The 25,817-nt window shown below is 64.2% G+C and carries 21 protein-coding genes; 5 read left to right on the top strand and 16 right to left on the bottom strand.

The window, feature by feature from the left end:
- Positions 1 to 28: 28 nt before the first annotated feature.
- The 6 genes from QY049_RS08190 to QY049_RS08165 form a co-directional block, all read right to left on the bottom strand.
- A complete protein-coding gene (locus QY049_RS08190) occupies positions 29 to 418 on the bottom strand; it encodes a response regulator (protein WP_194476780.1) in 390 nt (129 codons plus the stop codon).
- Positions 415 to 4,599, bottom strand: a complete 4,185-nt coding sequence (locus tag QY049_RS08185) for a GAF domain-containing protein (RefSeq protein ID WP_258762402.1) — start codon at positions 4,597 to 4,599, stop codon at positions 415 to 417. The genes QY049_RS08190 and QY049_RS08185 overlap by 4 nt, the downstream gene beginning before the upstream one ends.
- Positions 4,600 to 4,840: 241 nt before the next feature.
- Positions 4,841 to 5,680 carry a class I SAM-dependent methyltransferase gene (locus QY049_RS08180; RefSeq protein WP_258762401.1) on the bottom strand — a complete coding sequence of 280 codons (840 nt, stop codon included), beginning with the start codon at positions 5,678 to 5,680 and terminating at the stop codon, positions 4,841 to 4,843.
- Positions 5,681 to 6,132: 452 nt separating this feature from the next.
- A complete protein-coding gene (locus QY049_RS08175) occupies positions 6,133 to 6,717 on the bottom strand; it encodes a DUF1254 domain-containing protein (protein WP_194476777.1) in 585 nt (194 codons plus the stop codon).
- Positions 6,714 to 7,292 (bottom strand): DUF1214 domain-containing protein, encoded by a 579-nt coding sequence (locus QY049_RS08170; protein WP_194476776.1) that lies wholly within the window; start codon positions 7,290 to 7,292, stop codon positions 6,714 to 6,716. The genes QY049_RS08175 and QY049_RS08170 overlap by 4 nt, the downstream gene beginning before the upstream one ends.
- 9 nt (positions 7,293 to 7,301) lie before the next feature.
- A complete protein-coding gene (locus QY049_RS08165) occupies positions 7,302 to 9,590 on the bottom strand; it encodes a transglycosylase domain-containing protein (RefSeq protein ID WP_194476775.1) in 2,289 nt (762 codons plus the stop codon).
- Between the two features lie 293 nt (positions 9,591 to 9,883).
- Here QY049_RS08165 and QY049_RS08160 point away from each other — a divergent pair, with 293 nt between their 5' ends.
- On the top strand, positions 9,884 to 10,399 hold the full coding sequence (locus QY049_RS08160) for a YcgN family cysteine cluster protein (protein ID WP_194476774.1): 516 nt from the start codon (positions 9,884 to 9,886) through the stop codon (positions 10,397 to 10,399).
- A 162-nt stretch (positions 10,400 to 10,561) separates the two neighbouring features.
- A complete protein-coding gene (locus tag QY049_RS08155; RefSeq protein ID WP_258762400.1) occupies positions 10,562 to 12,148 on the top strand; it encodes an MDR family MFS transporter in 1,587 nt (528 codons plus the stop codon).
- Between the two features lie 5 nt (positions 12,149 to 12,153).
- Here the strand turns inward: QY049_RS08155 and QY049_RS08150 are convergent, their stop codons facing one another.
- The 10 genes from QY049_RS08150 to QY049_RS08105 form a co-directional block, all read right to left on the bottom strand.
- Entirely contained in the window at positions 12,154 to 14,169 is a 2,016-nt protein-coding gene (locus QY049_RS08150) for a GAF domain-containing protein (protein WP_258762399.1), read from the bottom strand.
- Between the two features lie 128 nt (positions 14,170 to 14,297).
- On the bottom strand, positions 14,298 to 16,022 hold the full coding sequence (locus tag QY049_RS08145) for a thiamine pyrophosphate-requiring protein (protein ID WP_258767005.1): 1,725 nt from the start codon (positions 16,020 to 16,022) through the stop codon (positions 14,298 to 14,300).
- 33 nt (positions 16,023 to 16,055) lie between these two features.
- A complete protein-coding gene (locus QY049_RS08140) occupies positions 16,056 to 16,481 on the bottom strand; it encodes a hypothetical protein (protein WP_258762398.1) in 426 nt (141 codons plus the stop codon).
- Positions 16,482 to 16,683: 202 nt separating this feature from the next.
- Positions 16,684 to 18,279: an MBL fold metallo-hydrolase gene (locus QY049_RS08135; RefSeq protein ID WP_258762397.1), complete on the bottom strand. Its 1,596-nt coding sequence runs from the start codon at positions 18,277 to 18,279 to the stop codon at positions 16,684 to 16,686.
- Complete coding sequence (locus QY049_RS08130) at positions 18,276 to 19,196, bottom strand: ribose-phosphate diphosphokinase (protein ID WP_258762396.1); 921 nt, start codon at positions 19,194 to 19,196, stop codon at positions 18,276 to 18,278. The genes QY049_RS08135 and QY049_RS08130 overlap by 4 nt, the downstream gene beginning before the upstream one ends.
- Positions 19,193 to 20,734: a thymidine phosphorylase family protein gene (locus QY049_RS08125; RefSeq protein ID WP_258762395.1), complete on the bottom strand. Its 1,542-nt coding sequence runs from the start codon at positions 20,732 to 20,734 to the stop codon at positions 19,193 to 19,195. The genes QY049_RS08130 and QY049_RS08125 overlap by 4 nt, the downstream gene beginning before the upstream one ends.
- Positions 20,735 to 20,884: 150 nt before the next feature.
- Positions 20,885 to 21,049: a Flp family type IVb pilin gene (locus QY049_RS08120; RefSeq protein ID WP_194482787.1), complete on the bottom strand. Its 165-nt coding sequence runs from the start codon at positions 21,047 to 21,049 to the stop codon at positions 20,885 to 20,887.
- Positions 21,050 to 21,235: 186 nt separating this feature from the next.
- A complete protein-coding gene (locus QY049_RS08115; RefSeq protein ID WP_194476766.1) occupies positions 21,236 to 21,418 on the bottom strand; it encodes a hypothetical protein in 183 nt (60 codons plus the stop codon).
- A 188-nt stretch (positions 21,419 to 21,606) separates the two neighbouring features.
- Complete coding sequence (locus QY049_RS08110; protein ID WP_258762394.1) at positions 21,607 to 21,843, bottom strand: hypothetical protein; 237 nt, start codon at positions 21,841 to 21,843, stop codon at positions 21,607 to 21,609.
- A 58-nt stretch (positions 21,844 to 21,901) separates the two neighbouring features.
- The gene (locus QY049_RS08105; RefSeq protein ID WP_258762393.1) at positions 21,902 to 22,888 is read right to left on the bottom strand and encodes a Ku protein; all 987 of its coding nucleotides are present in this window, start codon (positions 22,886 to 22,888) and stop codon (positions 21,902 to 21,904) included.
- Positions 22,889 to 23,123: 235 nt separating this feature from the next.
- On the opposite strand from QY049_RS08105, the gene QY049_RS08100 reads away from it, so the two are divergent.
- The 3 genes from QY049_RS08100 (at position 23,124) to QY049_RS08090 (ending at position 25,678) form a co-directional block, all read left to right on the top strand.
- A complete protein-coding gene (locus QY049_RS08100) occupies positions 23,124 to 23,279 on the top strand; it encodes a hypothetical protein (protein WP_194476763.1) in 156 nt (51 codons plus the stop codon).
- Between the two features lie 242 nt (positions 23,280 to 23,521).
- The gene (locus QY049_RS08095; RefSeq protein ID WP_194476762.1) at positions 23,522 to 24,196 is read left to right on the top strand and encodes a response regulator transcription factor; all 675 of its coding nucleotides are present in this window, start codon (positions 23,522 to 23,524) and stop codon (positions 24,194 to 24,196) included.
- A gap of 105 nt (positions 24,197 to 24,301) precedes the next feature.
- Positions 24,302 to 25,678 carry a sensor histidine kinase gene (locus QY049_RS08090; RefSeq protein WP_194476761.1) on the top strand — a complete coding sequence of 459 codons (1,377 nt, stop codon included), beginning with the start codon at positions 24,302 to 24,304 and terminating at the stop codon, positions 25,676 to 25,678.
- Positions 25,679 to 25,817 lie beyond the last annotated feature (139 nt).

The raw sequence follows: 25,817 nt of genomic DNA, 5'->3' as shown, positions 1-25,817 counted from the left end.
ACCGCGCAGCTTCGGGCCAATAGACGAGCTACACCGATCCCTCGAGGCGGTGGTCGATCTCATTGCGGAGCAAGTCGAAGTCGATCGGCTTGGGAAGCAATCCGGCTGCCCCGAGTTCGGTCGCCCTCTTTCTGGTCGCATCATCCCCGTAGGCGGTAATCATGATGACCGGCACGTTCGGACGTTCCGCCCTGACCTTTGGAAGCATCTCGAGACCGGTCATCCCGGGCATGTTGATGTCGGAGAGGATCAGGATCAGTGATGGATCGGGAATTGCTTTCACGCGCTCAAGAGCAGACGGCGCGGAAAGCGCGAATTCCATCGCAAAACGCCCGGATCGAAGATCCCGCCGGAAATGCTGTCGGAACATGCTTTCGACATCGGGTTCGTCGTCGACGACGACAATGTACGTGCTCAATTCGCGCTCCCTGGTTTCTGCGCGGACGTCGCTCGCGGCAACGTAACGACGAATTCGGTGAATACGCCGGGCTCACTGTCGACGTGAATGGTGCCACCGTGTTGTTTCACGACGATGTCGTGGCTAATGGAAAGTCCGAGTCCGGTGCCTTCGCCGGCGGGTTTGGTCGTGAAGAAAGGGTTGAACATCTGCTCCTTGACCACCGGCGGGATGCCGGTGCCGTTGTCGCGGATGCGAATCTCGACACGCAAGCCGCTGCCACGCGTGCTGGCGGTAAGCTCCGGCTCGAAGCCGGCGCCAGCTTCCGCAGCCCGCCTGCTGACGGCATAAAAACCGTTGGAAATCAGGTTGAGCAATACCCGTGTGATCTCCTGCGGAAACACCTCGACCGCGCCGGCGTCCGGATCGAAGTCGCGCCTCAGCGTGACGTTGAACGTCGGCCTCTCTGCGCGTGCGCCGTGATAGGCAAGGTTGAGGCTCTCCTCGACCAAGGCGTTCAGATCGGTGGGCCGGTGTTCGCTCGAACCCTCGCGCGAGTGAAGCAGCATGTTCTTCACGATCGAGTCGGCGCGCTGGCCGTGCTGCACGATCTTGGAAAGATTGTCCTTCAGCAGCCCGGTCAGCTCGCCGACCTCTGCGCGGAGTTTCCCGGCGAGCGCTGCTTGATCGAGCAGTTCTTCGAGCTCGTCAGCGAGCTCGATCGAGAGCGCGGAGAAGTTGTTGACAAAATTAAGCGGGTTCTTGATCTCGTGCGCGATACCGGCGGTGAGCTGGCCGAGCGAAGCGAGCTTCTCGGTCTGGACTAGGCGATCCTGCGCCTTGCGGAGGTCGTCGAGCGACTGCGACAACTCCCGAGTACGGGCCTGGACCTCGTCGAACAGCCGGACGTTTTCGATGGCGATCGCCGCTTGGTCGGCGAAGGTAATGGCGAGCTCGATCTGCTTGTCCGTGAACGCCTCCGGGTCAGTCCGTGTCAATGTGATGACGCCGATTGGTACACCCTCGCGCAGCATCGGCACGCCCAGGAGCGCACGGAAGTCTCCAAGCCGCTGCCCTTCGCGGAAAGTATAATCCTTGTCTGCCTCGACGTCGGGAATGTGGACGACGATCCCCTCGAAGAGGGCGCGTCCGGTCACTGAATGCCGGTCGACGACAACAGGTATGCTACGGACGTAGTTCATGAAATCTTCCGAGAAGCCGAACGATTCGGCACGATAGAAGATGCCGTCCTTCTGCCGAGTTATGGTTCCCTTGTCGGCTGCGCAAAGCCGCGCAGCCGTCTCGACCAACGCATGCAGGACGGCCGGCAGATCGAAGGTTGCACGGCTGATGACCTTGAGCACCTCCGCCGTCGCAGTCTGCTGTTGCAGCGATTCCTGCAGCTCGCGAGTCCTGATTTGCACCTCCTCGAACAGGCGGACATTGCCGATGGCAATCACCGCCTGGTCCGCGAAGGTCTGCAGGAGCGCAACCTGCTTCTCAGTGAAGGGATGCACCTCGGTACGCCGGAGCACGATCGCGCCGATGCTTTCCTCGTCGCGCAGCAGGGGCACGCTGAGAATGGTGCGATGTCCCATCGTGATCGCGAGCTGCCGGCCGTCGGAAAGGTCCTCGTTTATCTCGTCGCGGAGATCGGCGATATGAACCGGCTTCCTGTCGATGAAGGCGCGTCCGGCGGTCCAGCGGCGGTTGATCGGCCACTTCTCCAACCCGATCGGGATCGGTCCGTGATGAGCGGAAAAACGCAGGTCGTCGCCGTCCTTGAGCAATACCGCCGCATCGTAGGCCTCGCAGACCTGGCAGGCGCTGTCGGTGATGGCCTTCAGCACCGGCGCGACGTTCGTCGGCGAGGAGGCGATCACGTTCAGTATGTTGGAGCTGCCGGTCTGGTAGGTCAGGGCTTCCTCGAGATCGCGCGTCTTGGCCTGAACCTCGTCGAACAACCGGACATTGCCGATGGCGATCACCGCTTGGTCGGCGAAGGTCTGAAGCAAGGCGATCTGCTTGGCGCTGAACGGATGCACATCGGTACGGCGCAGCAAGATCGCGCCGATCGCCTCTCCCTCACGCAAGAGAGGCGCAGCCACGAGCGTATGACAACCGTCGGCGAGCGACATTTCACGCCCGATGACAAATTCTGCAGATTCGTCGGAGAGCATATCGTGGACGTGTACCGGAATCCCATCGGCCATTGCGCGGCCAGAGACCGTGGTCCGGTCGTTGGACCAGCGCCTCCGCCCCATTGGAATTGGGCCATGATGCGCGCCAAGGCATAGCTCCTCGCCCTCCTTCAGCATCACTGCCGCGTCGTAAGCTCCGCATAGCTCGCACGCGCTCTCGACGATGGCCTGCAGCACTGGAGTGACGTCCGTGGGCGAGGAGGCGATCACGTTCAGGATGTTGGAGCTGCCGGTCTGATAGGTCAGGGCTTCCTCGAGGTCGCGGGTCTTGGCCTGCACTTCGTCGAACAGGCGGACGTTCTGGATGGCGATGACAGCCTGGTCAGCGAAGGTCTGGACCAATTCGATCTGCTTGTCGGTGAATGCGCGCACGACCTGCCGTGTCAACGTGAAGACGCCTATGGTCTGGCCGTCGCGCCGCAGCGGGACGCCGAGATTGGTTCGGTGCTCCCCTAGTTGCTGATAGCAGCGCGCAAGATCGCCCTGCGTTTCATCCGCAAGGATGTCAACGGTTTGGACAGGGAGCCCGGACACGGCCGCGCGCGCGGTCGTGCTGCCCCCATCGAGGGAGAAAGGATGCGTCCTTGCAAAGATCTCCAACTCGGGTGGGAAGCCGAAATTGGCAGACATGTGAAGCTGGTCGCCTTGCCGAAGGTAGACCATGCCGCGCTCGGCTTCGCACAGCCGCGCAGCCGATTCCGTCAGCGTATCGAGAACGGTTTGCAGGTCGAAGGCCGAACGGCTAATGACCTTCAGCACGTCGGCGGTCGCGGTCTGCTGCTGGAGAGACTCCTGCAGGTCGTCCGTACGTTGGCGCAATTCCTTCAGCAGCCGTGTGTTTTCAATGGCGATGACCGCCTGGGCCGCGAAATTGGTTACGAGCTTTATTTGTCTATCGCTAAACGGTCGAACTTCCTGACGATAGATGACGACGGCTCCGACAAGCTCGGCGTCCTTGAGCATTGGCACAGCAAGAAGGGTTCGAGCCTGCAATATGTCAACCGTCGCAATGCGTAGAGGATCGCCTTCAGAATACAGCGTTCCCGACATCACGTCGGGAATGTGTATGACCGCTTTGCTTGCAACAAGCCTTCCCAGACCCGTGTCGGGTCCGGCAACAAGTGGTCCGCGTTTGAAGAGTTCAGCGTACTCAGCGGGAGTATTGTGCAGTTCGGCGGGCAACAATCCCCTGCCATCGAACAGGAGCAATTGGCCGAACTTCGCTTCACAAATCCGCAAAGCGTTGTTCAGCATCGACCTGAAGACCGGCTGCAGATCGCCCGGAGAGCTGCTGATAACCTCGAGAACTTCCGAGGTCGCCGTCTGCTGCTCCAGTGCTTCCTGTGTCTCGTTGAACAGCCGAGCGTTCTCGATCGCGATCACGGCCTGACTGGCGAATGTCTTCAGGAGATCCAGGTGGCGTTCAGAGAACGATCCGGTTTTTACGCGCGTGACGCTGATGTAGCCGATTGGAGACCCATTGCTGAGCAAAGGCACGAAAACCATACTCCGAAAGCCGAGCGTCCTGGCCAAGGTGCGCGCGCGGGGCGTCTGCTCGGTGTCTGGGATTTGTACCGTTTTGCCTTCGTATACCAGTTCCTGCGCCGCAAAGCCGGCAATAGGGCGCGGGAACGAAGCTCTCAGTGTTTCGTCCGCAAGCGGACTAATCGGAGTGAAGGCCGCGAGGTGAGCGGCGTTGTCGATGAAGCGAAACACAGCAGTTGAGAAGCCGCCGAGCAGCCGATTTGCAGTCTTCGCAATCGCATCGAAAGCCCGCTGCACGTCAGAGGGCGAACTGGCGATGATCCTGAGGATGTCGGCCGTCGCCGCCTGCTGCTCACGGGCCTCTTTCAATTCTACGTCGGACGCCGTTGAAAGCTTCAAGCGGGTGGCGGACCGAACAGGACGCTTGGTCACGGCTGGGGCGCACTCGCTCGCTGAGCGCGCGTTGCGCGTTTTCGTCGCGCTCTTCTTGCCGCCCGCTTTTGTCGACCGCGCCATATCCGCCCCCCGAGGGTGAACAAGGCCATCATATCGGGCGAACGCACCACTCCGGAAGGGGTGAACGAGCGGAATCGCGGCTGCCGAGCCGGCTGATGGCCGCGTCAAAATGCGGGCTGGCGGAGGCCCACACGACTGTCCGGCCTAACCCCGGCGAACGGATATACGGGGCCACGGCCTTCTCGATTGACAATGACCGGAAGTCCAGATTGGCCTGAACGGTTTTCCGATTTGCCATCGACTACCGATGTGCACGCACGATGTGCGGACCGGGTCCGAGCACGATATCTTGCCTCAGGACGCCGTAGAACCGCTCGGCTATTTCGGGAAGCCCAAGATCTTCTATCACACTAAAGCCCTCGCCTTGCAGCAATTGCAGCAACTCGATGGGATCGAAAAAGCTGAGCCAGGGTTCACCCCGCGCCGCTGCCCTTGCGGCCGTTGCCATGACGTCGGCGCGTCGCTCGGCAGGATAGTTGCGGAATGGTTCGGCATAGTCAAAAACGACCGCGGTTTGCGGTACCTTGGAAATGAATTTCAGTGTGGAAGAGACTGCATCTTTCGTCAGATAAGGCACGACGCCAAGCCATTGAAAGAACGCAGGCTCGTCCAGGTTGAACCCCGCTCTTGTCAGCCCCTCCGCGAGGCTTTCTCGTTCAAAATCTACCGGGGCGAAAACGAGTGACGGCGGCTCGGCGAGACCTGCGGCCCGCATCCGATCACGTTTCCACGTTTGTGTCCCGGCGTAGTCGACCTCGAATGTGCGAACGCCGAGATCAGCGTAAGGATTTCGCAGCGAGAAGGTATCGAGGCCCGCACCCAGCACCACGACCTGACGTGCGCCGCTCGTGATGCAATCGGACAATACGTCCTCGGAAAATCGGCTGCGCGCGGCTATGAACAAACGCCACGGTCGTAGCGAGTCATTGGCAGCGATCTCGTCCAAGACAGCGGCGGTCTCTTCGTCTAAAATTTTCAACGCAAGGGGGTCTTTGAAGATCGCTCCGCCTTCCAGTTTTTGGTGGATGGCACGATAAGCCGCCGCTCCCCGAGCCGTCTGACTTGGTTGTCCATCGCGCATGGTGATCTATCCCAAAAGCGTGCAGATCTCACGGCATCGTTGTGGCTTAAACTATAGCACCCCCGCAGGGACTGCCGACGTCAGCTGCAGGGTCAAAAGCGACCTTGGCCGGCTTGTCTGCTCGGCTCTCGGGTGTGTGCACAAGATGGCGATGCCATGGGCACGCCGGACCGCCCAACTGACGACGGCTGATCATGGCAAGCTGTGCTCGAAATGAAATCGCCCGCGACGGATTGCTCCGCGCGGGCTCCGAGAATTTTCGATGATGCCATTCTGCCAGTGTTTTGCCCGACGTGTCAAAGTGGAAAACTGCGACTGAGCAAGGGGAATCTCGGCCGCACAAACGCTTTCCTTGATGCGACGTCAGAATTGCCAATCGCTTCAACGCCGGCGCTACTGTGCATGGGGTTGTTTTTCAGCTTTTGCTTCGATGGCGCCGCAACGCCCGCGCCTCAGCGCCGGCCGCGCGGCGCCTCGGCTTTCGCCGGCGCTTCGGTCTGCGGGGTGCAGGTCGCGGCTTGCAGCGTGGCCTGCGCCTGCGGCATCAGGCCGGGCTCGGCGGCCAGCGCCTTCATCAGGATCAGGCCTGTCGTCGTCGGGGAATCGATGATCAGGCGGTCGGCCGCGGTGACCTCCTCGTCCTCGGGCAGGGCGCTGTGCTGCGCTTCCGTCATCAGGTCGAGCTCGATCACCTTCTTGCCGGCCGAGCGGTCGTTGATGGCGTAATAGGCGATCTCGTTGCGGGTGTAGAACGACACCGACGTGTAGGCCTGGCTCACCGGCACGGTGAGCTTGATCGGCCCGCCCGCGAGGTCATAGCGGCAGATCGCGAGCGCGAAGGCCGGGTCCATGAACGGCATCGGTGACGTCTGCGGATCGGCCAGCGGCAGCTGCGTCACGCCGTTGAGCTTGGTCATCGGCGTCAGGCGCGAATAGGCGTCCTGCGTTGCGATGCGCGGCAGGGCGAGCACGCTGACGAGATGGACCACGAGGCCCAGCAACACACCGGCAAGAATCGTGAACGCCAGGCGGATCATGAGCAGCCGACCGTCGAGATGTTGGGCATCGGCGCGTCGCGCTTGGTGCGCGTCGCCACCCCGACCGGAGTGTCGTAGAGGCGGAACATCAGCGCGTAGCGCTCGATGCCGCCGGTCGGCAGCCAGTTGCCGGCGCGCGAGCGCGCGGCGATGTGGATCTCGAACGAGCCGTCCGAGGCGCGCACGATCTCCTGGCTGGTGAAGCCGTAGCGGGCAAGCGAGTTGGCGACGAGATGGCCCTTGCGGTCGTACAGCGTCAGCGTCCAGAACCGCGCCGGCGGCGTCACGCCCGACACGACGACGTCGCAGCGGCCGTCGAGCGCCTTCTTCCTGTCGTCGGTGGTCGCGGTGAAGGCGACGCCGTCGCCGGTGCCGATCGGCAGTTCGCCGTTGCGGACGATGGTGGCGCGCGAATAGGGATCGACGTCGCCGGTGCCGGTGCGGGGGCGGGCGGTCCAGGCGCCGATGGTCAGTGTGCCGATCTCGGTGCCGCGGGTCGTCGTCATCCAGGTCGCGCCGACGCCGACCACGGTCGCGAGCAGAAGGGCCGTCAATGTGATCAGGATCAGCCGCACGGGACCAGATCAGTTCTTGCGCGGGGTGGATGCGTTCGCGTTCTCCTCCGCCGCGTAATTCTGCGGGAAGGCGAGCGCGCTCGTCGACGACGCCGGCCTGGCCGGCTGGCTGTCGTTATCAGCCGATTTGTTCGCGGTCTTGGCGGCGTCGTCGAGCATCTTCTCGACGCGCACCAGGATGTCGGCGCCGCGCTTGGTCAGCACCGGCGGCGGACCGGGCTTGGTCTCAAGCACCTTCGGCGCCGCGTTGGCCTGCGCGTCCCTCGGCTGCGGCGGCAGCTTCTGGCCCATGCCGACGCCGGGAATTTCCCGGACCTCGACGCCCTGATGCGCCGCGACCATGATGTCGTGCCAGGTCTGCGCCGGCAGCGAGCCGCCGGTCATGCGGTTGGTCGGCGAATAGTCGTCATTGCCGTACCAGACCGCGCAGGTGAAATTGCCGGTGTAGCCGACGAACCAGGCGTCGCGATACGCATTGGTCGTGCCGGTCTTGCCGGCGGTCGGAATGCCGTCGAGTGCGGCGCGGCGCGCGGTGCCTTCGCTGACGACGTGGCTCATCATGCCGGCCATGTCGGCGGCGATGTTCGGCGGGATCGCCTGCTTCGGCTTCGGACCGTCGCGGTCCCAGCGCCAGACCAGGTCGCCGGCGCCGGTGCGCACCTCGAGGATCGCATGCGGCGTCACCGCCTTGCCGCGGTTCGGGAAGGTCGCGTAGGCCACGGCGTGCTCGAGCACGGTGACTTCGTCCGAGCCGATCGGCATCGACGGCGTGTCGGGCAGCGGCGCCTTGATGCCGAAGCGGCGCGCGACCTCGACGATCTTGGCGCGGCCGATCTTGGCCGGGTTCGGCGCCTTCGGCTGTTCCTTCTGTCCGATCGCGATCGACAGCTTGACCGGCACGACGTTGATCGAGCGCGTGATCGCCTGCGTCAGCGTCACCGGGCCGGAATAGGAATGGCCATAGTTCTGCGGGCACCAATTGCCGATGCAGACCGGGCCGTCGACCACGATCGAGTTCGGCGTGAAGCCGTTGAGGAGAGCGGTCGTGTAGACGTAGGGCTTGAACGAGGAGCCGGGCTGGCGATAGGCGTCGGTGGCGCGGTTGAACTGGCTCGCGCCGTAATCGCGGCCGCCGACCATGGCGCGGATGCCGCCGTCGAGATCAGCGACGACGGTCGCGGCTTGCGTGGCGTGGTAGTCGCGGCCGAACTGGCGCAGCTGGTTCTCGATCGCGTCTTCGGCGGCCTTCTGCACGTTGGTGTCGATCGCGAGGCGAACGACGAACACGCGCTCGGTGTAGGACTTCGGGAAGGTGTCGACGAGCTTGCGCATCTCGTCGAAGGCGTAGTCGAGGTAATAGTTCGGCGAGGCCTCGTCGCGGCGGTCGACCGCGAAGGCCGGATTGCGGCGGGCGCCGAACACCTGGCCCTCGGTCATGAAGCCGGCATCGACGAGGTTGTCGAGCACGACGTTGGCGCGGGCGCGCGCGGCGGGCAGGTTGATGTGGGGGGCGTATTTGGTCGGCGCCTTGAACAGGCCGGCGAGCATCGCGGCCTCGGCCAGCGTCACGTCGCGCGCGGACTTGTTGAAGTAGAAATGCGCAGCGCCATCGACGCCGAAGGTGCCGCCGCCCATATAGGCGCGGTCCAGGTAGAGCTTGAGGATCTCGTTCTTGGTCAGGCGCCATTCCAGCCAGACCGCGAGGAACGCCTCGTTGATCTTGCGCTCGATGGTGCGCTCGTTGCTCAGGAACAGGTTCTTGGCGAGCTGCTGGGTGATCGAGGAGCCGCCCTGGCGGACGCCGCCGGCTTGCGCGTTGGTGACGAGCGCGCGCGCGGTGCCGGCGATGTCGATGCCGAAATGGTCGTAGAAGCGGCGGTCTTCGGTGGCGAGCGTCGCCTTGATCAGCACGTCCGGAAAGTCTTCCAGCGGGATCGAGTCGTTGTGCTTGATGCCGCGGCTGCCGATCGGGTTGCCGTAACGGTCGAGGAAGGTCACGGCGAGGTCGGACTTCTTCAGCCAGTCCTCGTCCGCGGTCTCGCGGAAGGCGGGGATGGCCAGGATCAGCATCAGCACCATACCGCCGAGGCCGATCGTTGCGGCCTCCGACAGCGGCTCGATGAACACCCAGCGCTTCCACCGCCCGACATAGAAGCGGTCCATGAAGGTCGAGTAGCGCTCGTAGAGCTCGCGGATGCCCTTGGCGGAGGAGAACAGCGAGGAGTCGATGCGCGCATCGAGGTCCAGGAAGAAGTTCCGGACTCTGCTCTTCCAGTTGGATGGTGTGTTCTGGACCACCTAGAACCCTTGAGGCTCGCTTCGACAGCGTTCAAGCACCCGGCCGGGGCGGCATCGAGACGTCTTGCGGGATTGTTGCGGCAAACCCAAGGCGCCCGTGTCGCGCACCTCAGGGGACTTGCTGTTCTTCTAGCCGAGCGGGGCCTATAAACCAATGGTCACGCTCGCAATTTGAACAACAGGCCTAATTGAACCCCGGTTCATTACGGGTCTTTTGCGGGCCTTGCTTGCAGCTTTTGGGCAGCCCGCCCTAGAAGGTGCCGGCCGCAGCTCTTTGGATCAGTATCAGGCGCATGACCGCAGCTCCAAAACGACCTTCAGACCAGGATGGATTCTTCTGGAAAACCAAGAAGATGGAGGACATGTCGCCGGCCGAATGGGAGAGCCTTTGCGACGGCTGCGGCCGCTGCTGCCTGAACAAGCTCGAAGATGAGGATACCGGCGAGATCTATTTCACCGACGTGAGCTGCAAATTGCTCGATTCCTGCACGGCCGGCTGCAAGAGCTACGCGAATCGCTTCGACTCCGTTCCCGATTGCGTGGTCATGACCCCCGAGAGTGTCCGGGACCTGAAATGGCTGCCGCCGAGCTGCGGCTACAAGCTCGTGGCCGAGGGCCGCGATCTCTATTGGTGGCACCCGCTGGTCTCAGGCGATCCCAATACGGTGCACGAGGCCGGCGTCTCCGTGCGCGGCCGGGTCGCTGGCACCGAAGTGGAGATCCCTGACGAAGAGCTCGAGCATTATCTGGTGCAATGGCCGGGGCAGCTGCCGAAGCGGGCGCGCCTGAAGCGACGTCCCAAGGACTGATCTGCCGGTAATCCCGGATCACATCATCGGGATGACCCCGGGGCGGGATGCACCCATGCGCGGCGGTGCCTGCCTGAGAAGAACTTTGCTGTCTAGATTGGCTTCATAGAACGAATCCTTCGCGGCTTTGCGCCGCAACACGCTCGATCTGACACGCCCGAGATGAACCAGTTCACACGGCAGAGCAGCTCTGCCGATATCCAGACCTTGCCCGACGATATTGCCGAGGAACTGACCCGCCTTCCAGGCGAGGTCATCAGCGTGAGTGATGCGCCGCCGATCTCGCCGCCGGCACCGCTGACCTCGGACGAGGTCCGCACCATCGTCATCAGCCTGATGCTGACGATGTTCCTGGCCGCGCTCGACCAGACCATCGTTGCCACGGCGCTGCCGACCATCGGGCGCCAGTTCCAGGATGTGTCGAACCTGTCCTGGGTCATCACCGCATATCTGCTCGCCTCGACCGCGGTTGCACCGGTGTTCGGAACACTGAGCGACATCTACGGCCGCAAGGTGATGATCATCGTCTCGCTGAGCCTCTTCATCGCCGGCTCGATCCTGTGCGCGATCGCGCCGAGCATGTCGATGCTGATCCTGGCCCGCGGCCTCCAGGGGCTCGGCGGCGGCGGCATCATGCCCGTCGTGCAGACCGTGATCTCCGACGTCGTGAGCCCGCGCGAGCGCGGGCAATACCAAGCCTATTTCTCCAGCGTCTGGATGGTCGGCGGCATCTTGGGCCCCGTCATCGGCGGCGTGTTTGCGGAGCATCTGCACTGGTCGATGATCTTCTGGATCAATCTGCCGCTCGCGGCGGCAGCACTCGCGCTGCTGCTGCCGAAGATGAGCAAGATCCCGGTGTTCCACCGCAAGCGCAAGGTCGACTGGCTCGGCGGCGTCCTGCTGATGGCTTCCGCCGTCGTCTTCATGCTGGTGCTCACCTGGGGCGGCACGCGCTACACATGGCTGTCGCCGACCATTCTTGCGATGGTGGGCGGTGCCGTCGCGCTCGCGCTCACCTTCGTCTGGCACGCGCGCCGCGCCGACGAGCCGTTCCTGCCGTTGCCGCTGCTCTCGGGATCGGTCGCGCCGTTCGCGCTGACCGCCGGCGGCTGCGGCCTCGGCGCCATCACCGGCCTCACCGTGCAGCTGCCGCTCTATTACGAGTCGGTCTATCACCTCAGCGCCAGCGAGGCGGGCCTTGCGCTGATCCCGCTCGCGGCGGTCTCGACCTGCGGTGCTGCGATCGCCGGCCGCACCATGGCGCGCGCCAAGCATTACAAGCGCGTCGCCATCATCGGCACCTCCTGGGCCGCGATCTGCGCGCTCGGCCTCACCGTCACCACGCTGCCGCTATGGGGGCTTCTGACGCTGATGGCCGCCTTTGCACTTGGCCTCGGCACGACTTTCCCGGTCTGCGTGGTCTCGCTGCAGAATTCGGTGGCCCGCCCGCAGGTCGGCACCATCACCGGTGCGATGAACTTCTTCCGCTCGCTGATGTCCTCGTTCACGGTCGCCGCGTTCGCCGCGATCCTGCTGATCTCGCTCGGCGCCGACATTCCGCTGGGCGGCGAGCATCACGTAGCAGGCGGCATCCCGGCGATTCCGACTGAAGACATGCGGCACGCCTTCCGCTATGTCTTCGCGGCCGCGACCGCGCTGATGGCCACCGCCTCGCTCTGCCTGATCATGATGGAGGAGCGGCCGTTGGCCGGTCCCACCACCACGCAGGCCGTCGAGATGGCGGAGTAACGGCGCTAGCCGCCTCCACCCACGAAGCCGCTCTTGCGCGGCAACACGATCGTGAACTCCGTGAACTGGCCCGGCTCCGTCGCGACGTCGATCGTGCCGCCATGCTGCTTCACCACGATGTCGTGGCTCATCGACAGCCCGAGGCCGGTGCCTTCGCCGGCCGGCTTTGTGGTGAAGAACGGATTGAACATCTTCGCCTTCACGTCGTCGGGAATGCCGGTGCCGTTGTCGCGGATGCGGATCTCGATGGTATCGCCACGATCGCGGGTCGTGACAGTCACGACAGGCTCGAACGTGCCGGCGCCGCTCTCGGCCTTGCGTTTGGCCACCGCATAGAACCCGTTCGAGACCAGGTTCAGCAGCACCCGCGTGATCTCCTGCGGGAACACCTCGGCGGAACCTGCCGCCGGATCGAACGTGCGTTTCAGCGTGACGTCGAACTGCGGCTGCTCGGCGCGCGCGCCGTGATAAGAAAGGTTGAGGCTCTCCTCGACCAGTGCGTTGATGTCGCTCAAGCGATGCTCGCCGCCGCCTTCGCGCGAATGCAGCAGCATGTTCTTGACGATGGAATCGGCGCGCTTACCGTGCTGCACGACCTTTTGCAGATTGTCCTTCAGCATGCCCGTCAACTCGTCGACGTCGTTGCGGAGAGCGTCGCCGAGCGGGACGGGTGCCAGCACCTCGTTCAGCTCGTCCGTCAGCTCGGCCGACAGCGCGGCAAAATTGTTGACGAAGTTGAGCGGATTCTTGATCTCGTGCGCGATGCCCGCTGTGAGCTGGCCGAGCGAGGCCAGCTTCTCGGTCTGGATCAGCCGGTCCTGCGCCGCGCGGAGATCTTCAAGCGATTGGGCAAGTTCGCGGGTGCGCGCTTGCACCTCGTCGAACAGGCGGACGTTCTCGATCGCTATCACGGCCTGGTCGGCGAAGCTCTGCACCAGCTCGATCTGCCGGTTGGAGAACGGGTTGACGGTAGCACGTCCGAGGAAGAGAACGCCGATCGGCTGCCCTTCGCGGAGCAAGGGGACGCCAAGTAGGGTGCGATAGCCACCGGCCCGCTGCTGCTCGGGAAAGGCGTATTCGGGGTCAATCAGCACGTCGGTGATCTGCACCGCTTTGCCTTCTAGCAGCACCCGCCCCACCAGGCTGCCGCGGCCGGGGTAAAGCCTTACGGTGCTGGATACGCGGTCCCATTCCGGCGCAAAATTATAACGCGTGGCATGCGCGTATCCGCCGTCGGCCTGCTGGCGCGTGATCGCAGCCATATCTGCATTGCAGAGCCGTGCCGCCGATTCCGTGAGCGTGTTGAGCACGGTCTCGAGGTCAAAGGCGGAGCGGCTGATGACCTTGAGGACGTCGGCGGTTGCGGTTTGCTGCTGCAGCGTCTCCCTGGTTTCGTTGAACAGCCGCGCGTTCTCGATGGCGATCGCCGCCTGGTCGGCAAAGCTCTGCTGCAGCGCCAGCTCTTCGTCGGAGAAGGGCTCCAGGCGGTCCCGGTGAACGATCAACGAGCCGATCGCCCTGCCTTTGCTGCGCAAGGGCGTTCCGCAGATGGTTCGCGTGCCGGCGGCGCGGGCGTGCGGCAAGCCCGGAAAGTCGGCCAGATCGCCTTCGAGATTGTCGAGGTCCGGCGCATGGATCTGCTGGTTTCGTCCGACGACCGCGCCGGGCATGTTGCGGCCGCCGACCTTAATGTCGGTGAGCGGTACCGCGGCGCGGATGCGCTGCGCGCTTGCGCCGTAGCGGTAGGCCTTGCCCCATTCGCCGTTCTCGGCGAGCTGGATCGAGACGCTGGAGGCGCCGAACAGCCGCGCCGTGGTCTCCGCAATTTGCTGCAAGGCATGATCGGCGTCGCCCGAGGTGCTGGCAATTGTCGCCAGGATGTCCGCGCCGGCGGTCTGGCGTTCGCGCGACAGGGCGAGCTCATGCCGCAAGCGCTCGGTCTCGGCGGCGCTCGATTGTAGCCTCTGCTCAAGCTCGGCAGTCTGGCGCGCAATATCAGCGTCCTGGGCGAGCGCAGTCATCGACAATTCCATATCGGGCAGGCGCCCGCAGGTGCAGATCTCAAACTATCCGGAACGCCAGTATTTCACCGTCAAATCAAGGGCGCCAGCGATATCATTGCAGAAATACGTCCGACCGTTAACGCCGCTCACGTGCCCGGGCGCGATACCTCGGTTTCCTTGCTTGTGATGAACTCCAGCAGCACCGGCACGCCTTCCTTCGTCTTCTGGATCCCGCGCTTGATCGCGGGGATGATGTCCTCAGGCCTGGTCACTCGCTCGCCATGGCCGCCGAAGGCGCGCGCCATCGCCGCATAGTCGCCGGAGATGTCGGTCGAGCGATATTTCTCGGTCGAGATCGGCATCACCTTCAGCTCGATCGCCATCGAGAAGTTGTTCAGAAGAATCGACATGATCGGGATGCGCTCGCGCACAGCGGTCTCGAAATCCATGCCGGTGAAGCCGATCGCCGCATCGCCCCAGACATTGATGCAGAGCTTGTCGGGCTTTGCCAGCTTTGCACCCATCGCCAGGCCAAGGCCGTAGCCGAGCTGCGTCGTCTTGCCCCAGCCGAGATAGGAGAGCGGCGTCACCGCCTTCCAGAACGGCGATAGCTGGTCGCGCGGGCTGCCGGCATCATGGGTGATGATGGTGTTGTCGATGTCGATGGTGTGCTGCAGATCCCACAGCACGCGATAGGGATTGAGCGGCGCGTCATTGCTGGTCAGCTTCGGCATCCATTTCGCCAGCCATTCCTTGTGCGAGGTCGCGATCTCGGCGGCGACCGTCGATGCATCGCGATCCTTCGTGACGGTCTTGCCGATCTCCTCCAGCAGCGCATCGAGCACGAGACCGGCATCGCCGACGAGGCCGACCTTCGCTTCGACATCCTTGTTGAGATGGTTGGGATCGAGCGTGGAATGGATGACGGTCTTGCCCTTCGGCATGGCGATGCCAAAGCTGGTCTCGGTGAAGGAGCAGCCGATGCCGAAGATGACGTCGGCCTCGGCCAGGAACTTCGGCACCGCGCGCGGCACGGCAAGGCCGCCCGAGCCGAGCGAGAGCGGATGCGTCTCGGGGAACGATGATTTACCGCCGAGGCTGGTAGTGACGGGGATGGCCAGCCGTTCCGCCAACCGCTTCAACTGCGGCCAGGCCTGCGCGTAGTGCACGCCCTGGCCGGCATAGAGCACCGGCCGTTTTGCATTCACGAGCAGGGCGGCAGCCTCCTTCACATGAACAGGGTCGGCGCCGTAGCGCGTGCGCAGCACCGGCGTGTAGTTCAGCGGTTCCGGTACTTCCTCGTTCCACATGTCGGAGGGGATTTCGACGATCACAGGCCCGCCGCGGCCGTTCTTCAGCTTGGTGAAGGCGCGTCGAAAGATGTTGGCGACCTCGGCCGCCAGGATGATCGGCTCGGACGATTTCGCAAACGGCTTCATCGCCTCGCTCGAATTGAAGTTCGGCTCGATATGCGCGAGCCTGCGCTGATAGCCCATCGGCAGCACCAGCACGGGCACGGATTCGCCAAAGCACTGCGCGACGCCGCCCATCGCGTTCTCGGCGCCGGGTCCGTGCTGCATGCAGAACGCCCCGATCGTGCGCCCAGACGTCACCCGCGAGATCGCATCCGCCATGTGAACGCCGACGCGCTCCTGCCGCACCATCACGGGCCGAATCTCGGCCTTGGCCGCGTGCTCGATCAGATGATTGACCGGATAGCCGCAGAGGATCTCGATCCCCTCGCGCCGCATGATTTCCGCAATGGCGGTGCCGAGCTTCATGGCGTCTCTCTCCTCAGGCCTGGCCGGTTGCTCCGGCCCATTGGAGGAGAGAGGATCAGGAAATGCCGGAGGCGTAAAGCGTGAGCAAATGACAATCAGCCATGCAGCGACCTGGCGGCAGCTCTATTTGCACTTCTGGCAAATCGTCAGCTTGCGCTTCAACGCCTCGTCCTCCTGATCGACCAGCGTCTGCGGGTCCAGACCGGAGCCGGATGCCGCGCGCGTCCTCGCAGGCGGCGTGACCTGGCTCGGCGCGTCGCTGTCGTCGGTACTGGCGTTGAAGCCGTCGTAATCGGCGGCCGGGTTCGGCATTGCCGGAAAACCGCCGATCACAGGTGGAGACGGCTCTCTGGCCGGTGAGGTCCTAGCGTTCGTGAGCACTGTCGGCTCGCGCTTGGGTTTGGAATTCCTGGGACTCGCGTGCTGCGAAGATGCGTTGGGCGGGGTGAGGGAAACCGGCGCCGTGGAGGAATTCTGTCCGCGCGCGCTGTCCTGCGACCAGACGCCGATCAACATGAGGCCGAGGGCCAGAAGCGTCGTGCGTTTCATCGGCGTCCTTCAAATGGTTATGGTTCAATGACTGACTGCATGGCCTATCGCGCCAGGGTATGAAGACTATCAGCACTGACACGATCGTCAAAGTTGGCAAAGCTCGGGCGAAAACAGGCGCGAGAACGCGAGAGTATGCGTGCCGATGAAACGGTGTTGATCGAGCGGGCTGTCGCCTCACATTCCGTCATTGCGAGCGCAGCTATACTTTGTCTTCCAGCGCGCGGCGCAGCTTTCGGATGATGACACCGCGGGCACGGTCGTCGGCAGCCGCGCCGACCCTGTCGTTGATGTCGAGCATCAGCTCCGACATCTCGTTGTGCCAGTCGAGGTGGGTCACAGCCTCCGGCGCGAGCCGCCGGCGATGATCGACGTCGATCACGCGCGGTTCGGGGGCGGCGAGTTCATAGATGTCGTCCAGCACCGGCTGGTACACCTTGGCCGCCGGAATGATCCGTTCGGCGACTCGCTCGGCGAGGCCTGCGATGGCGCCTTCCTCGCCATGGACCAGGAACAGCCCGCGGGCGATGGGGCGCCGTGCGGCAATCCAGCCGGCCATGCCTGCGCCGTCGGCGTGACCCGAATATTCGTCGATCATGCGGATCCGTGCCGCGACCCTGATTTCCTCTCCCTGGATCCGCACGGCTTTGGCGCCGTCCTGCAGGAAGCGGCCGAGCGTGCCGCTCGCCTGGAAGCCGGCGAGCAGCACGGTCGCGCGCTCGTTCCAGAGCCAGCGCTTCAGATGGTGGCGGATGCGTCCGGCGTCGCACATGCCGCTGGCCGCGATGATGATGTGAAATCCGCTGAGCCGCATGATTGCCTTGCTCTCGTCCGCGGTCTCGGTGAATTTGAGATGCGGCGAGTTGAGCAGGCGTTCGGCGTCGACGCTCGGGTCGAGGCTCGCGGCGTGCCGGCGAAACACTTCGGTGGCGCGGATCGCCAGCGGCGAGTCGAGGAAGATCGGCGCTTTCGGAATCTCGCCGTGCTCCATCAGGTCGACGAGGTCGACGATCAGCTCCTGCGTGCGTTCGACCGCGAAGGCGGGTATCAGCAGCGCGCCTCCGGCTGCGGCAGCGTCGCGCACCTCGGCCGCGAGATGCTGCCGGCGGAGCGCAGGCGTCGTGGCGGCGCGCACCCGGTCGCCATAGGTGGATTCGGAGATCACGTAGTCGAGGTCGCTCGGTGCTTCGGGATCGGGCTGGAGCAGCTTGGCTTCCGGTCCGACATCGCCGGAGAGCAGCACGCGCAGCGGGCGCGGGGAGCCTCGTTGGGCGATCTCGAGCTCGATCGAGGCGGAGCCGAGCAGATGACCGGCATTCCAGTAGCGCGCACGGACGCCCGGGATGACATCGATCCAGCGTTCATAGTCGACGGCGCGAAACGATTGCAGCGACGCGACCGCGTCCGCCTGCGTGTAGATCGGCTGCACCTCCTTGCGGCCGCGGGCCTTGTTGCGCCGGTTGAGCTGCGCGACTTCGGACTCCTGGATGCTGCCGGCGTCCGGCAGCATGTAGGAGCAGAGGTCGATCGTGCCGCGCGTCGCCAGGATCGGTCCGTCAAATCCTTCGCTCACGAGTTTTGGCAGCAATCCGCTGTGGTCGATATGAGCGTGCGTCAGCACGACGGCGTCGATATCGGTCGGCCGGAAGGGGAAGGCGCCGTAGTTGAGCTCCTTGAGCGTTTTCTGGCCCTGGAACAGGCCGCAATCCACCAGAAAGCGGCCGGTTGCGGTCTGGAACAGATAGCTCGAGCCGGTCACGGTGCGCGCGGCACCGCAGAAACGGACGGTGATGCTCATGTCGTTGTCTCCGGCGAAGGTGTGGTGCCGAGTTCGGACCGCAAGGCGGCCGCGAGAGGCGCGTCGAGGGCGATCGCGTTGGTCGGATGCGGTACGCTTTCCGTCGAGCGGACGGAGCGGACGCCGGCGTTGATGAATGCAGCGATCATCGCGGGTGGAAACAGCGCATGCGTCACGATCGAATCCACGGTCGTCGCGCCCATCGACAGTAACGCCTTCGCCGCGGCCATCAGCGTGGTCCCGGACGATACGATATCGTCGACCATCAGGGCCGGCCGTCCTGCCAGCAGCCCGGCATCTGCGAACGCAATGTCCACGGCACGATCACCGCGCCGGATCTTGCGCGCGACGGCGTGCTGCAGGCCCAGCCGTCCGGCCAGGTCCTTGACCCAGGGCTCGGACTCCGCATCGGGACCGATCACGACGGTGGCGGGATCGACGCCGCCGGCGGCGAGCGCGTCTGCGATCGCCGGCATGGCGGAGAGATTCTCGGCCTCGATGCCGGGGAACACGGAAGCGATGTCGGCGGTGCGATGCAGATGTGCATCCACGGTGACGACGCGATCGACGATCGCCGCAAGCAGGGTGCCCACGGCGCGCTGGCTGACGGCTTCGCCGGCATGAAACGCGATGTCCTGCCGCATGTAGCAGAGATAGGGCGCGACCAGCACCAGCCGCTTCGCGCCTCCGCGCCGCAGCGCTTCCGCGGCGAACAGCACGGCGATCAGCTTGTCATTGGGTTGATCGAGCGACGCATAGAGGATGGTGGTGTCGGCCGCCGGCGCGACCGTCACGCGCAGTTCGCCGTCCGGAAAGCGGTGCAGGGCGACCTCCTCGCAGGCCAGTCCGAGCCGCGCCGCGATGCGCTTCGCCGCGCCGGCGCCGGAGGGCAAGGTCTGGAACACGACCGTGCTCACGACGGCGTCCTGCCCGGTGGGACCTCGTGACCGTTGACGATGTAGCCGGTCTCCTGCTGAGCGGCAGACGCGGCCAGATCATGCTCCGGCCCTTCGAACGTGTAGACACGGTAGAGCGGCTCGCCCTGCTCGACCCGGTCGCCGATCTTCTTGAAGAGGCGAATGCCGGCGCCCTTGTCGAGTGGCGCGCCGGCGGTGCGGGCGAGGCGGTTGAGACGGAGGCAGTCGATCGTGGCGACCGTGCCGTCATGCGCCGCCTTGACGTCGAAGCTGCTGGGTCCAAGATCGGTGCTGCATTTCGACGGACCCTGGGCGTCGATGATCTTCTGCATCTGCTTCAGGGCGGCGCCGCTGTCGAGCAGTTCACGCGCGCGGGCATAGCCGGCGCCGCCGCGCAGCTTCGGATCGTATTCCAGGAGATGGGCGGCGAGCCGCAGCGATTTCTCGCGCAGGTCGCGCGGCGCATCTTCCTCATTGCCGAGCACTGCCATCACGTCGTTGGCCTCGAGCACCGGCCCGATGCCGTTGCCGATCGGCTGGCGGCCGTCGGTCGTGATCACCTCGACCGTGCGGCCGAACCGGTCGCCGACGAATTCGAACAGCTTTCGCAGCCTCATCGCGTCCATGGCGGTGGTGACTTTCGCGGTCGGCCCGACCGGAATGTCGATCAGCAGGTGCGTCGATCCCGCCGCGATCTTCTTCGACATGATGGAGGCGACCATCTGCTCGCGGGTGTCCAGGCTGAGCGGGCGTTCGACCGAGATCAGCACATCGTCGGCCGGCGACAGGTTCACATGTCCGCCCCAGATCAGGCATCCGTTGCAGGACGAGACGATCGACTTCATTTCCTCGACGCCGACATTCACGCGGGCCAGAACCTCCATCGTGTCGGCCGTTCCGGCCGGCGAGGTGATGGCGCGCGAGGATGTCTTCGGGATCGGGAGACCGTGGGCTGCGACGATCGGCACCACGATCATCGAGGTGCGGTTACCGGGAATGCCGCCGATGCAGTGCTTGTCGACCACGATCTGGTCGGGCCATACGAGCTGCGTGCCGGCCTGCGCCATGGCGCCTGTCAGGGCCAGGAGCTCGTCACTGGTGATGAAGCTCGCCGAGCCGATCAGGAAGGCGGCGATCTCCATGTCGGAATAGCGAAAATGCGCGAGGTCGCTGATGATGGCGTCGATCTCGGCCTTGTCGAGCGTTCGACCGCGGATCTTGGCGCGCACGGCTTCGAGGCTCTCCGGCGGCGCGGCGGGTGCGACCGTGACCAGCGTGCCGACCGGTTTGGCGAAGCGGTGGAAGGCGGGCTCGGAGAGGCCGATTTCGTCCTGGGCCGCCAGCGCATCGTCGTCGGTGATCAGGAGTGTCGCAAGCAGCGTCTTGTCGTCGAGGCGAAGCTCGACGCGGCTGAAGCCGCGAAAGATATCCGCGCGCAGTGCCTTCGATCGCCTGGAAACGACGACGACGTTCTCGCGGCCCGTATCGAGATGGACGCGGCGTATCTTGAGCTGGGAGCGCGAAGGATCGGGAGGCATGACGGACCACAAAAGTCGGGTCGCTCATGCTAAACTGTCGCTGTCGCGACAGGCTTGACTCAGATCATGGTCCGCTGGGTCAGCGAAACCAGCCGGTCGTCGGGCCGCGCCTGGGACGGGCCCGCTGGTGGCCACGACGGCGTGTCGGATCTACTTCATGGCCGTGCTGATCGAGTTGAACTTGTTGCTGAGGAGGACGCTGCCCGTGTTGGTCACGACGGTGACGATGGCGAGCGCGATGCCGGCGGCGATCAGGCCATACTCGATCGCGGTGGCGGCACTCTCATCGGCAAGAAAAGACCTGAGCAAAGTCATCGCCAACTCCTGTTCATCCGGTCCAATGTAGGCGCGCGGCGTTATCAAAGTGGTAAAGTGATCGACGAGGCGCTTGTCGCGCATCAATAAAGGCGGGTTCGGCCGACCCGACCTGATGTGTCTTAACGTGACAGCCGTTAAGCGAAGGTTTCATGATCCATTCAAATGAACGGAAGCGCGCATGCCTCAACTCGTGGTGGTGCGTCCCGGCGCCGCCTTTGGAGGCCGTCCCAGCGCGGCCGCGAGGCGTCCGATCAGATAGCCAACGACATGTGCCTGCGCCCGCACCGCCGCGTCGGCGATACGCTCGTCCTCGGCCGTTTCATTCACGATGCCGATGTAGTTTTTTCTGACGTCCTGCTGCGGCACAGTCGTGCGAGCCCTGCTTTTTCGATGGCCGGACCATGCTGCGCGCAAGGGGAATCAACGGTTAATTTTGCGTCCCGTAGGAATACCCGGGTGCGGCATGATGGCAACGTGACGTGACAAGTGAGCTGCCGCTTAAGGGTCTGTTGAGGCTGTTCGTCAACCGATCGGCAAGCATGCCGAGCGAGGCCTCATCGAGGCCGGCGATTCGCGTTCAATGCGCGCAGCATGCCGATGCGGGCGAATATCAGCCAGCCGCCGCCGGTCTCTGCCGCGTTGATCAGCATCTCGATGGCGGTTTGCCAGCGCGGCTCCTGCTGCTCGTCTTCGGACAGCTGCATGATGAAGTCCGCGGCCTCCTGCAACGTGCGCAGCCTGGCGCCGCCGCGCAATCCGATCGGATCGTCGAACGGCGTCGACCAGGGCATATCAGTCTGCCCGATCGGTGAGGGGAGGCGTCACGGCGCGGTCGGTGATGCGATGCCGTCAGCCGGCCTTCTTGGTTCGCGTGGTCGCGCGTACAGGCTTGTCGGCCTTCTTCGGCGCGGTTTCCCTGGCCGCGGCGTCCTTGCCGCCCTTGCCGGAGATCGGCAGCAGCATCTCGCGCTGGCCCTCGACGCGCTTCTTCGGCTTCTTGGCTTTTGCGGTTTCCTTGGCGGTTTCTTTGGCGACCTTCGCCGCCGGAGCTGCATCCTTTTCGCTGGCCAGGCTCTTCTTCAGCGCGTCCATCAGATTGATGACGTTGCCGCCGCTCTTCGGCGTGGACCTGGCCGCGATCGGCGTGCCTGCGCGCTTCTTGTTGATCAGATCGATCAGCGCGGTCTCGTAGTGATCCTCGAACAGCTCCGGCTCGAACGCGCCGGACTTCTTCTCGACGATGTGCTTGGCGAGGTCGAGCATGTCCTTCGTCAGCTTCACGTCCTGGATGTCGTCGAAATACTCCTTCTCGCTGCGCACCTCGTACGGGTAGCGCAGCAGCGTGCCCATCAGGCCGCTGTCGAGCGGCTCGAGTGCGATGATGTGCTCGCGGTTGGTCAGCACCACGCGGCCGATGGCGACCTTGTCCATGCTGCGGATGGTCTCGCGGATCACCGCGAAGGCGTCGTGGCCGACCTTGCCGTCGGGCACGAGGTAATAGGGGCGGATCAGATAGCGGTTGTCGATGTCGGACTTCGGCACGAATTCGTCGATCTCGATCGTGTGGGTCGAGTCCAGCGCGATGTCGTCGAGCTCGTCCTTGGTGACCTCGATATAGGTGTCGGTGTCGACCTTGTAGCCCTTGACGATGTCCTCGGAGGTCACCTCGTCACCGGTCTCGGCGTCGACCTTGAGATATTTGATCCGGTGGCCGGTCTTGCGGTTGATCTGGTTGAACGAGACCTTCTCGGTATCCGATGTGGCCGGATACAGCGCGACCGGGCAGGTCACGAGCGAGAGACGCAGAAAACCCTTCCAATTGGCGCGGGGGGCCATGGGCTACTCCAAACGCAACGGGGACAGACCTATGAGGATACCATCGGGGAACACCGAATCATACACAGGTTCGAGCGGAATCTTGCAACTGCGTTAACCAGTCGCTGACCTCAGCGGTTCGGCCCGATGCGGGGCGCAAGAGCCGGAACATCAAATCGGATCGGGCGTTGGCTCTGGATGCAGGCTGCGAAGAAGTCGCGGCCATCGGAGGCGACATCCAGGGATCGAGGTCACCATGGCAACCACGCGCGAGGAGCATCAGATCGTCGAAACTGCGACCGAGGCGCGCCAGGGCGAACCGGGGCCGTCGGTGGCCGCACTGCTCGCCATCTCGACCGGGCTCGCGATCCTGATCCTCGCCGTCATCTGGTTCGTGTTCTTCCGGACCTGACGGCAATCTGACGGGCAGATCGAACAGGAAGGGCGGACCTTCCGCCTCGCCGCCATCAGCGGCACACCGCGCCCGCCATGCCGCCGGTTCTTCCGGTGGCCTGGCGGGCGCAGTCGCATTGACTCGCGCCAAATCTTATATGACCAAAAAGTAACGCGGGCGGTTCCCGGCGTTCATATTCAGTTCACGCCGGAATTGCTCATCTGGAGCGGTGTTCATGCGGCTTATTTCTGGAGAGAAGCGTGCGCCTGCTTGTTGTTGAGGACGACCCCGATCTCAATCGCCAGCTCACCAAGGCGCTGACGGACGCCGGCTATGTCGTCGACCGCGCCTTCGACGGAGAGGAGGGGCACTATCTCGGCGACAACGAACCGTACGACGCCGTGGTGCTCGATATCGGTCTGCCCAAGAAGGACGGCATTTCGGTGCTGGAAGCCTGGCGCCGCAACGGCCGCACCATGCCGGTCTTGATTCTCACCGCGCGCGACCGCTGGAGCGACAAGGTCCAGGGTTTTGATGCCGGTGCCGACGATTACGTGCCCAAGCCGTTCCATCTGGAGGAAGTGCTGGCGCGCATCCGTGCGCTGCTGCGCCGCTCGGCCGGCCATGCCCAGAGCGAATTGAGCTGCGGCCCCGTCACGCTCGACACCCGCACCGGCCGTGTCAGCGTGTCGGGCAATCCGGTCAAGATGACCTCGCACGAATATCGGCTTCTGGCCTACCTCATGCACCATTCGGGGCGCGTGGTGTCGCGCACCGAGCTGGTCGAGCACCTCTACGACCAGGATTTCGATCGCGACTCCAACACGATTGAAGTCTTTGTCGGCCGCATCCGCAAGAAGCTCGACGTCGACATCATCCAGACCGTCCGCGGCCTCGGCTATCTCCTGACCCCGCCGCCGGCACCGGGCGCCTGAGAGCCTTTCGAAGGATATTGGCTTGACGGGCTGCCCGACACGGGCCTTGGTCCTGACATGACCGCCGACGCCATGCCGCCATCTCGCGCCTCCGGGATCATTCCGATGCCCGCCAGCTCGCTTGCCAACCGACTGTTCCTGTCGGCGACCGCCTGGCTGGTGGTGATCCTGGCGATCACCGGCGTGGTGCTGTCATCGGTCTACAAGAACGCTACCGAGCGTGCCTTCGACCGCCGGCTCAACCTCTATCTGCGCACCCTGATCGCCGAGGTCGCCACCCCCGACGAGCCGCCGGATCGCCAGTTCCAGTCGCTCGGGGAGCCGCTGTTCGAGCTGCCGCTGTCGGGCTGGTACTGGCAGATCACGCGCACCGACACCGAGAAGCCGGAGGTGCGCTCGTCGCGCTCGCTCTGGGACAAGAAGCTGCCGAAGCTGGAAGACAAGGGCGCCGAGCTCACCGCGGCCGGCATTCGCCTCGCCTATGTCGATGGGCCGGAAGGCCAGAATCTGCGCATGGTCGAACGTCCCGTCGACCTCGGCGCCGACGGCAAATATCTGGTCAGCGTCGCCGGCGACGACACCGAGATCTTCGACGAGACGCGCAGTTTTGACTACTACCTCGGCGGCACCTTCACCGCGCTCGGCATCGTGCTGCTGCTGACGACGGTGTTCCAGGTCCGCTTCGGCCTTGCGCCGCTCAAGCGGATTTCCGAATCGATCGCCGACATTCGCTCCGGGCGGGCCGAGCGGCTCGAGGGTGAATTCCCGGTCGAGATCGCGCCGCTCGCGCGCGAGACCAACGCGTTGATCGACGCCAACAGGGAGATCGTCGAGCGGGCCCGCACCCATGTCGGCAATCTCGCCCATGCGATCAAGACGCCGCTTTCGGTGATCGTCAACGAGGCCGGAACGCACGCGGCCGATCCGTTCGCGGCCAAGGTGATGGAGCAGGCCGACGTGATGCGCAACCAGCTCGCCCATCACCTGGAGCGCGCCCGCATCGCGGCGAGGGTCTCGATCGTCGGCACCGTGACGGAGGTGGCGCCCGCCATCGAGGCGTTGCGGCGGACCATGGAGAAGATCCACCGCGGCCGCGGCATCGCTGTTGAGGCGAAGGCCGATCCCTCGGCGAAATTCCGGGGCGAGCGGCAGGACCTAGAGGAGATGGTCGGCAATCTCGTCGACAACGCATGCAAATGGGCGGCCTCGCGCGTCTTCATCGAGGTGCTGGTGGAGGCCCCGACCGAGACGGGCGCAGCCCCCAGGCTGCGGCTGATCGTCGACGACGACGGGCGCGGCCTCTCGGAGGCCGAGCGCGCCCAGGTTTCCCGCCGCGGCCAGCGGCTCGACGAATCGAAGCCGGGTTCAGGGCTGGGGCTGTCGATCGTGACCGATCTTGCCGCGCTCTACGGCGGCAGCCTCTCACTCGGCCACGCGCCGATCGGAGGCTTGCGGGCCGAGCTGGTCCTGCCGGGAATATAATCCTCTGATCCGAAACGCTTATTTTGGCTTCCGGGCGAAACCGGAGGGTTTCGGAGCGACTTCCTCAACGGCTTCTTAAGGCGCACCCATCTATGATCGGTAAGGACGCATCCTACGTCCGCCATTTTACCGTGCATTA

Source organism: Bradyrhizobium sp. WYCCWR 13022 (assembly GCF_030435535.1).
GTDB lineage: Bacteria > Pseudomonadota > Alphaproteobacteria > Rhizobiales > Xanthobacteraceae > Bradyrhizobium.
This window is presented reverse-complemented; position numbering and strand designations above follow the sequence as displayed.

What these genes read in the sequence shown, in the direction of transcription:
- QY049_RS08185 (WP_258762402.1), bottom strand. Translation starts at nt 4,599, where the DNA reads ATGGCGCGGTCGACAAAAGCGGGCGGCAAGAAGAGCGCGACGAAAACG.
- QY049_RS08180 (WP_258762401.1), bottom strand. Translation starts at nt 5,680, where the DNA reads ATGCGCGATGGACAACCAAGTCAGACGGCTCGGGGAGCGGCGGCTTAT.
- QY049_RS08175 (WP_194476777.1), bottom strand. Translation starts at nt 6,717, where the DNA reads ATGATCCGCCTGGCGTTCACGATTCTTGCCGGTGTGTTGCTGGGCCTC.
- QY049_RS08160 (WP_194476774.1), top strand. Translation starts at nt 9,884, where the DNA reads ATGACCGCAGCTCCAAAACGACCTTCAGACCAGGATGGATTCTTCTGG.
- QY049_RS08155 (WP_258762400.1), top strand. Translation starts at nt 10,562, where the DNA reads ATGAACCAGTTCACACGGCAGAGCAGCTCTGCCGATATCCAGACCTTG.
- QY049_RS08150 (WP_258762399.1), bottom strand. Translation starts at nt 14,169, where the DNA reads ATGACTGCGCTCGCCCAGGACGCTGATATTGCGCGCCAGACTGCCGAG.
- QY049_RS08140 (WP_258762398.1), bottom strand. Translation starts at nt 16,481, where the DNA reads ATGAAACGCACGACGCTTCTGGCCCTCGGCCTCATGTTGATCGGCGTC.
- QY049_RS08135 (WP_258762397.1), bottom strand. Translation starts at nt 18,279, where the DNA reads ATGAGCATCACCGTCCGTTTCTGCGGTGCCGCGCGCACCGTGACCGGC.
- QY049_RS08125 (WP_258762395.1), bottom strand. Translation starts at nt 20,734, where the DNA reads ATGCCTCCCGATCCTTCGCGCTCCCAGCTCAAGATACGCCGCGTCCAT.
- QY049_RS08120 (WP_194482787.1), bottom strand. Translation starts at nt 21,049, where the DNA reads ATGACTTTGCTCAGGTCTTTTCTTGCCGATGAGAGTGCCGCCACCGCG.
- QY049_RS08110 (WP_258762394.1), bottom strand. Translation starts at nt 21,843, where the DNA reads ATGCCCTGGTCGACGCCGTTCGACGATCCGATCGGATTGCGCGGCGGC.
- QY049_RS08105 (WP_258762393.1), bottom strand. Translation starts at nt 22,888, where the DNA reads ATGGCCCCCCGCGCCAATTGGAAGGGTTTTCTGCGTCTCTCGCTCGTG.
- QY049_RS08100 (WP_194476763.1), top strand. Translation starts at nt 23,124, where the DNA reads ATGGCAACCACGCGCGAGGAGCATCAGATCGTCGAAACTGCGACCGAG.
- QY049_RS08090 (WP_194476761.1), top strand. Translation starts at nt 24,302, where the DNA reads ATGCCCGCCAGCTCGCTTGCCAACCGACTGTTCCTGTCGGCGACCGCC.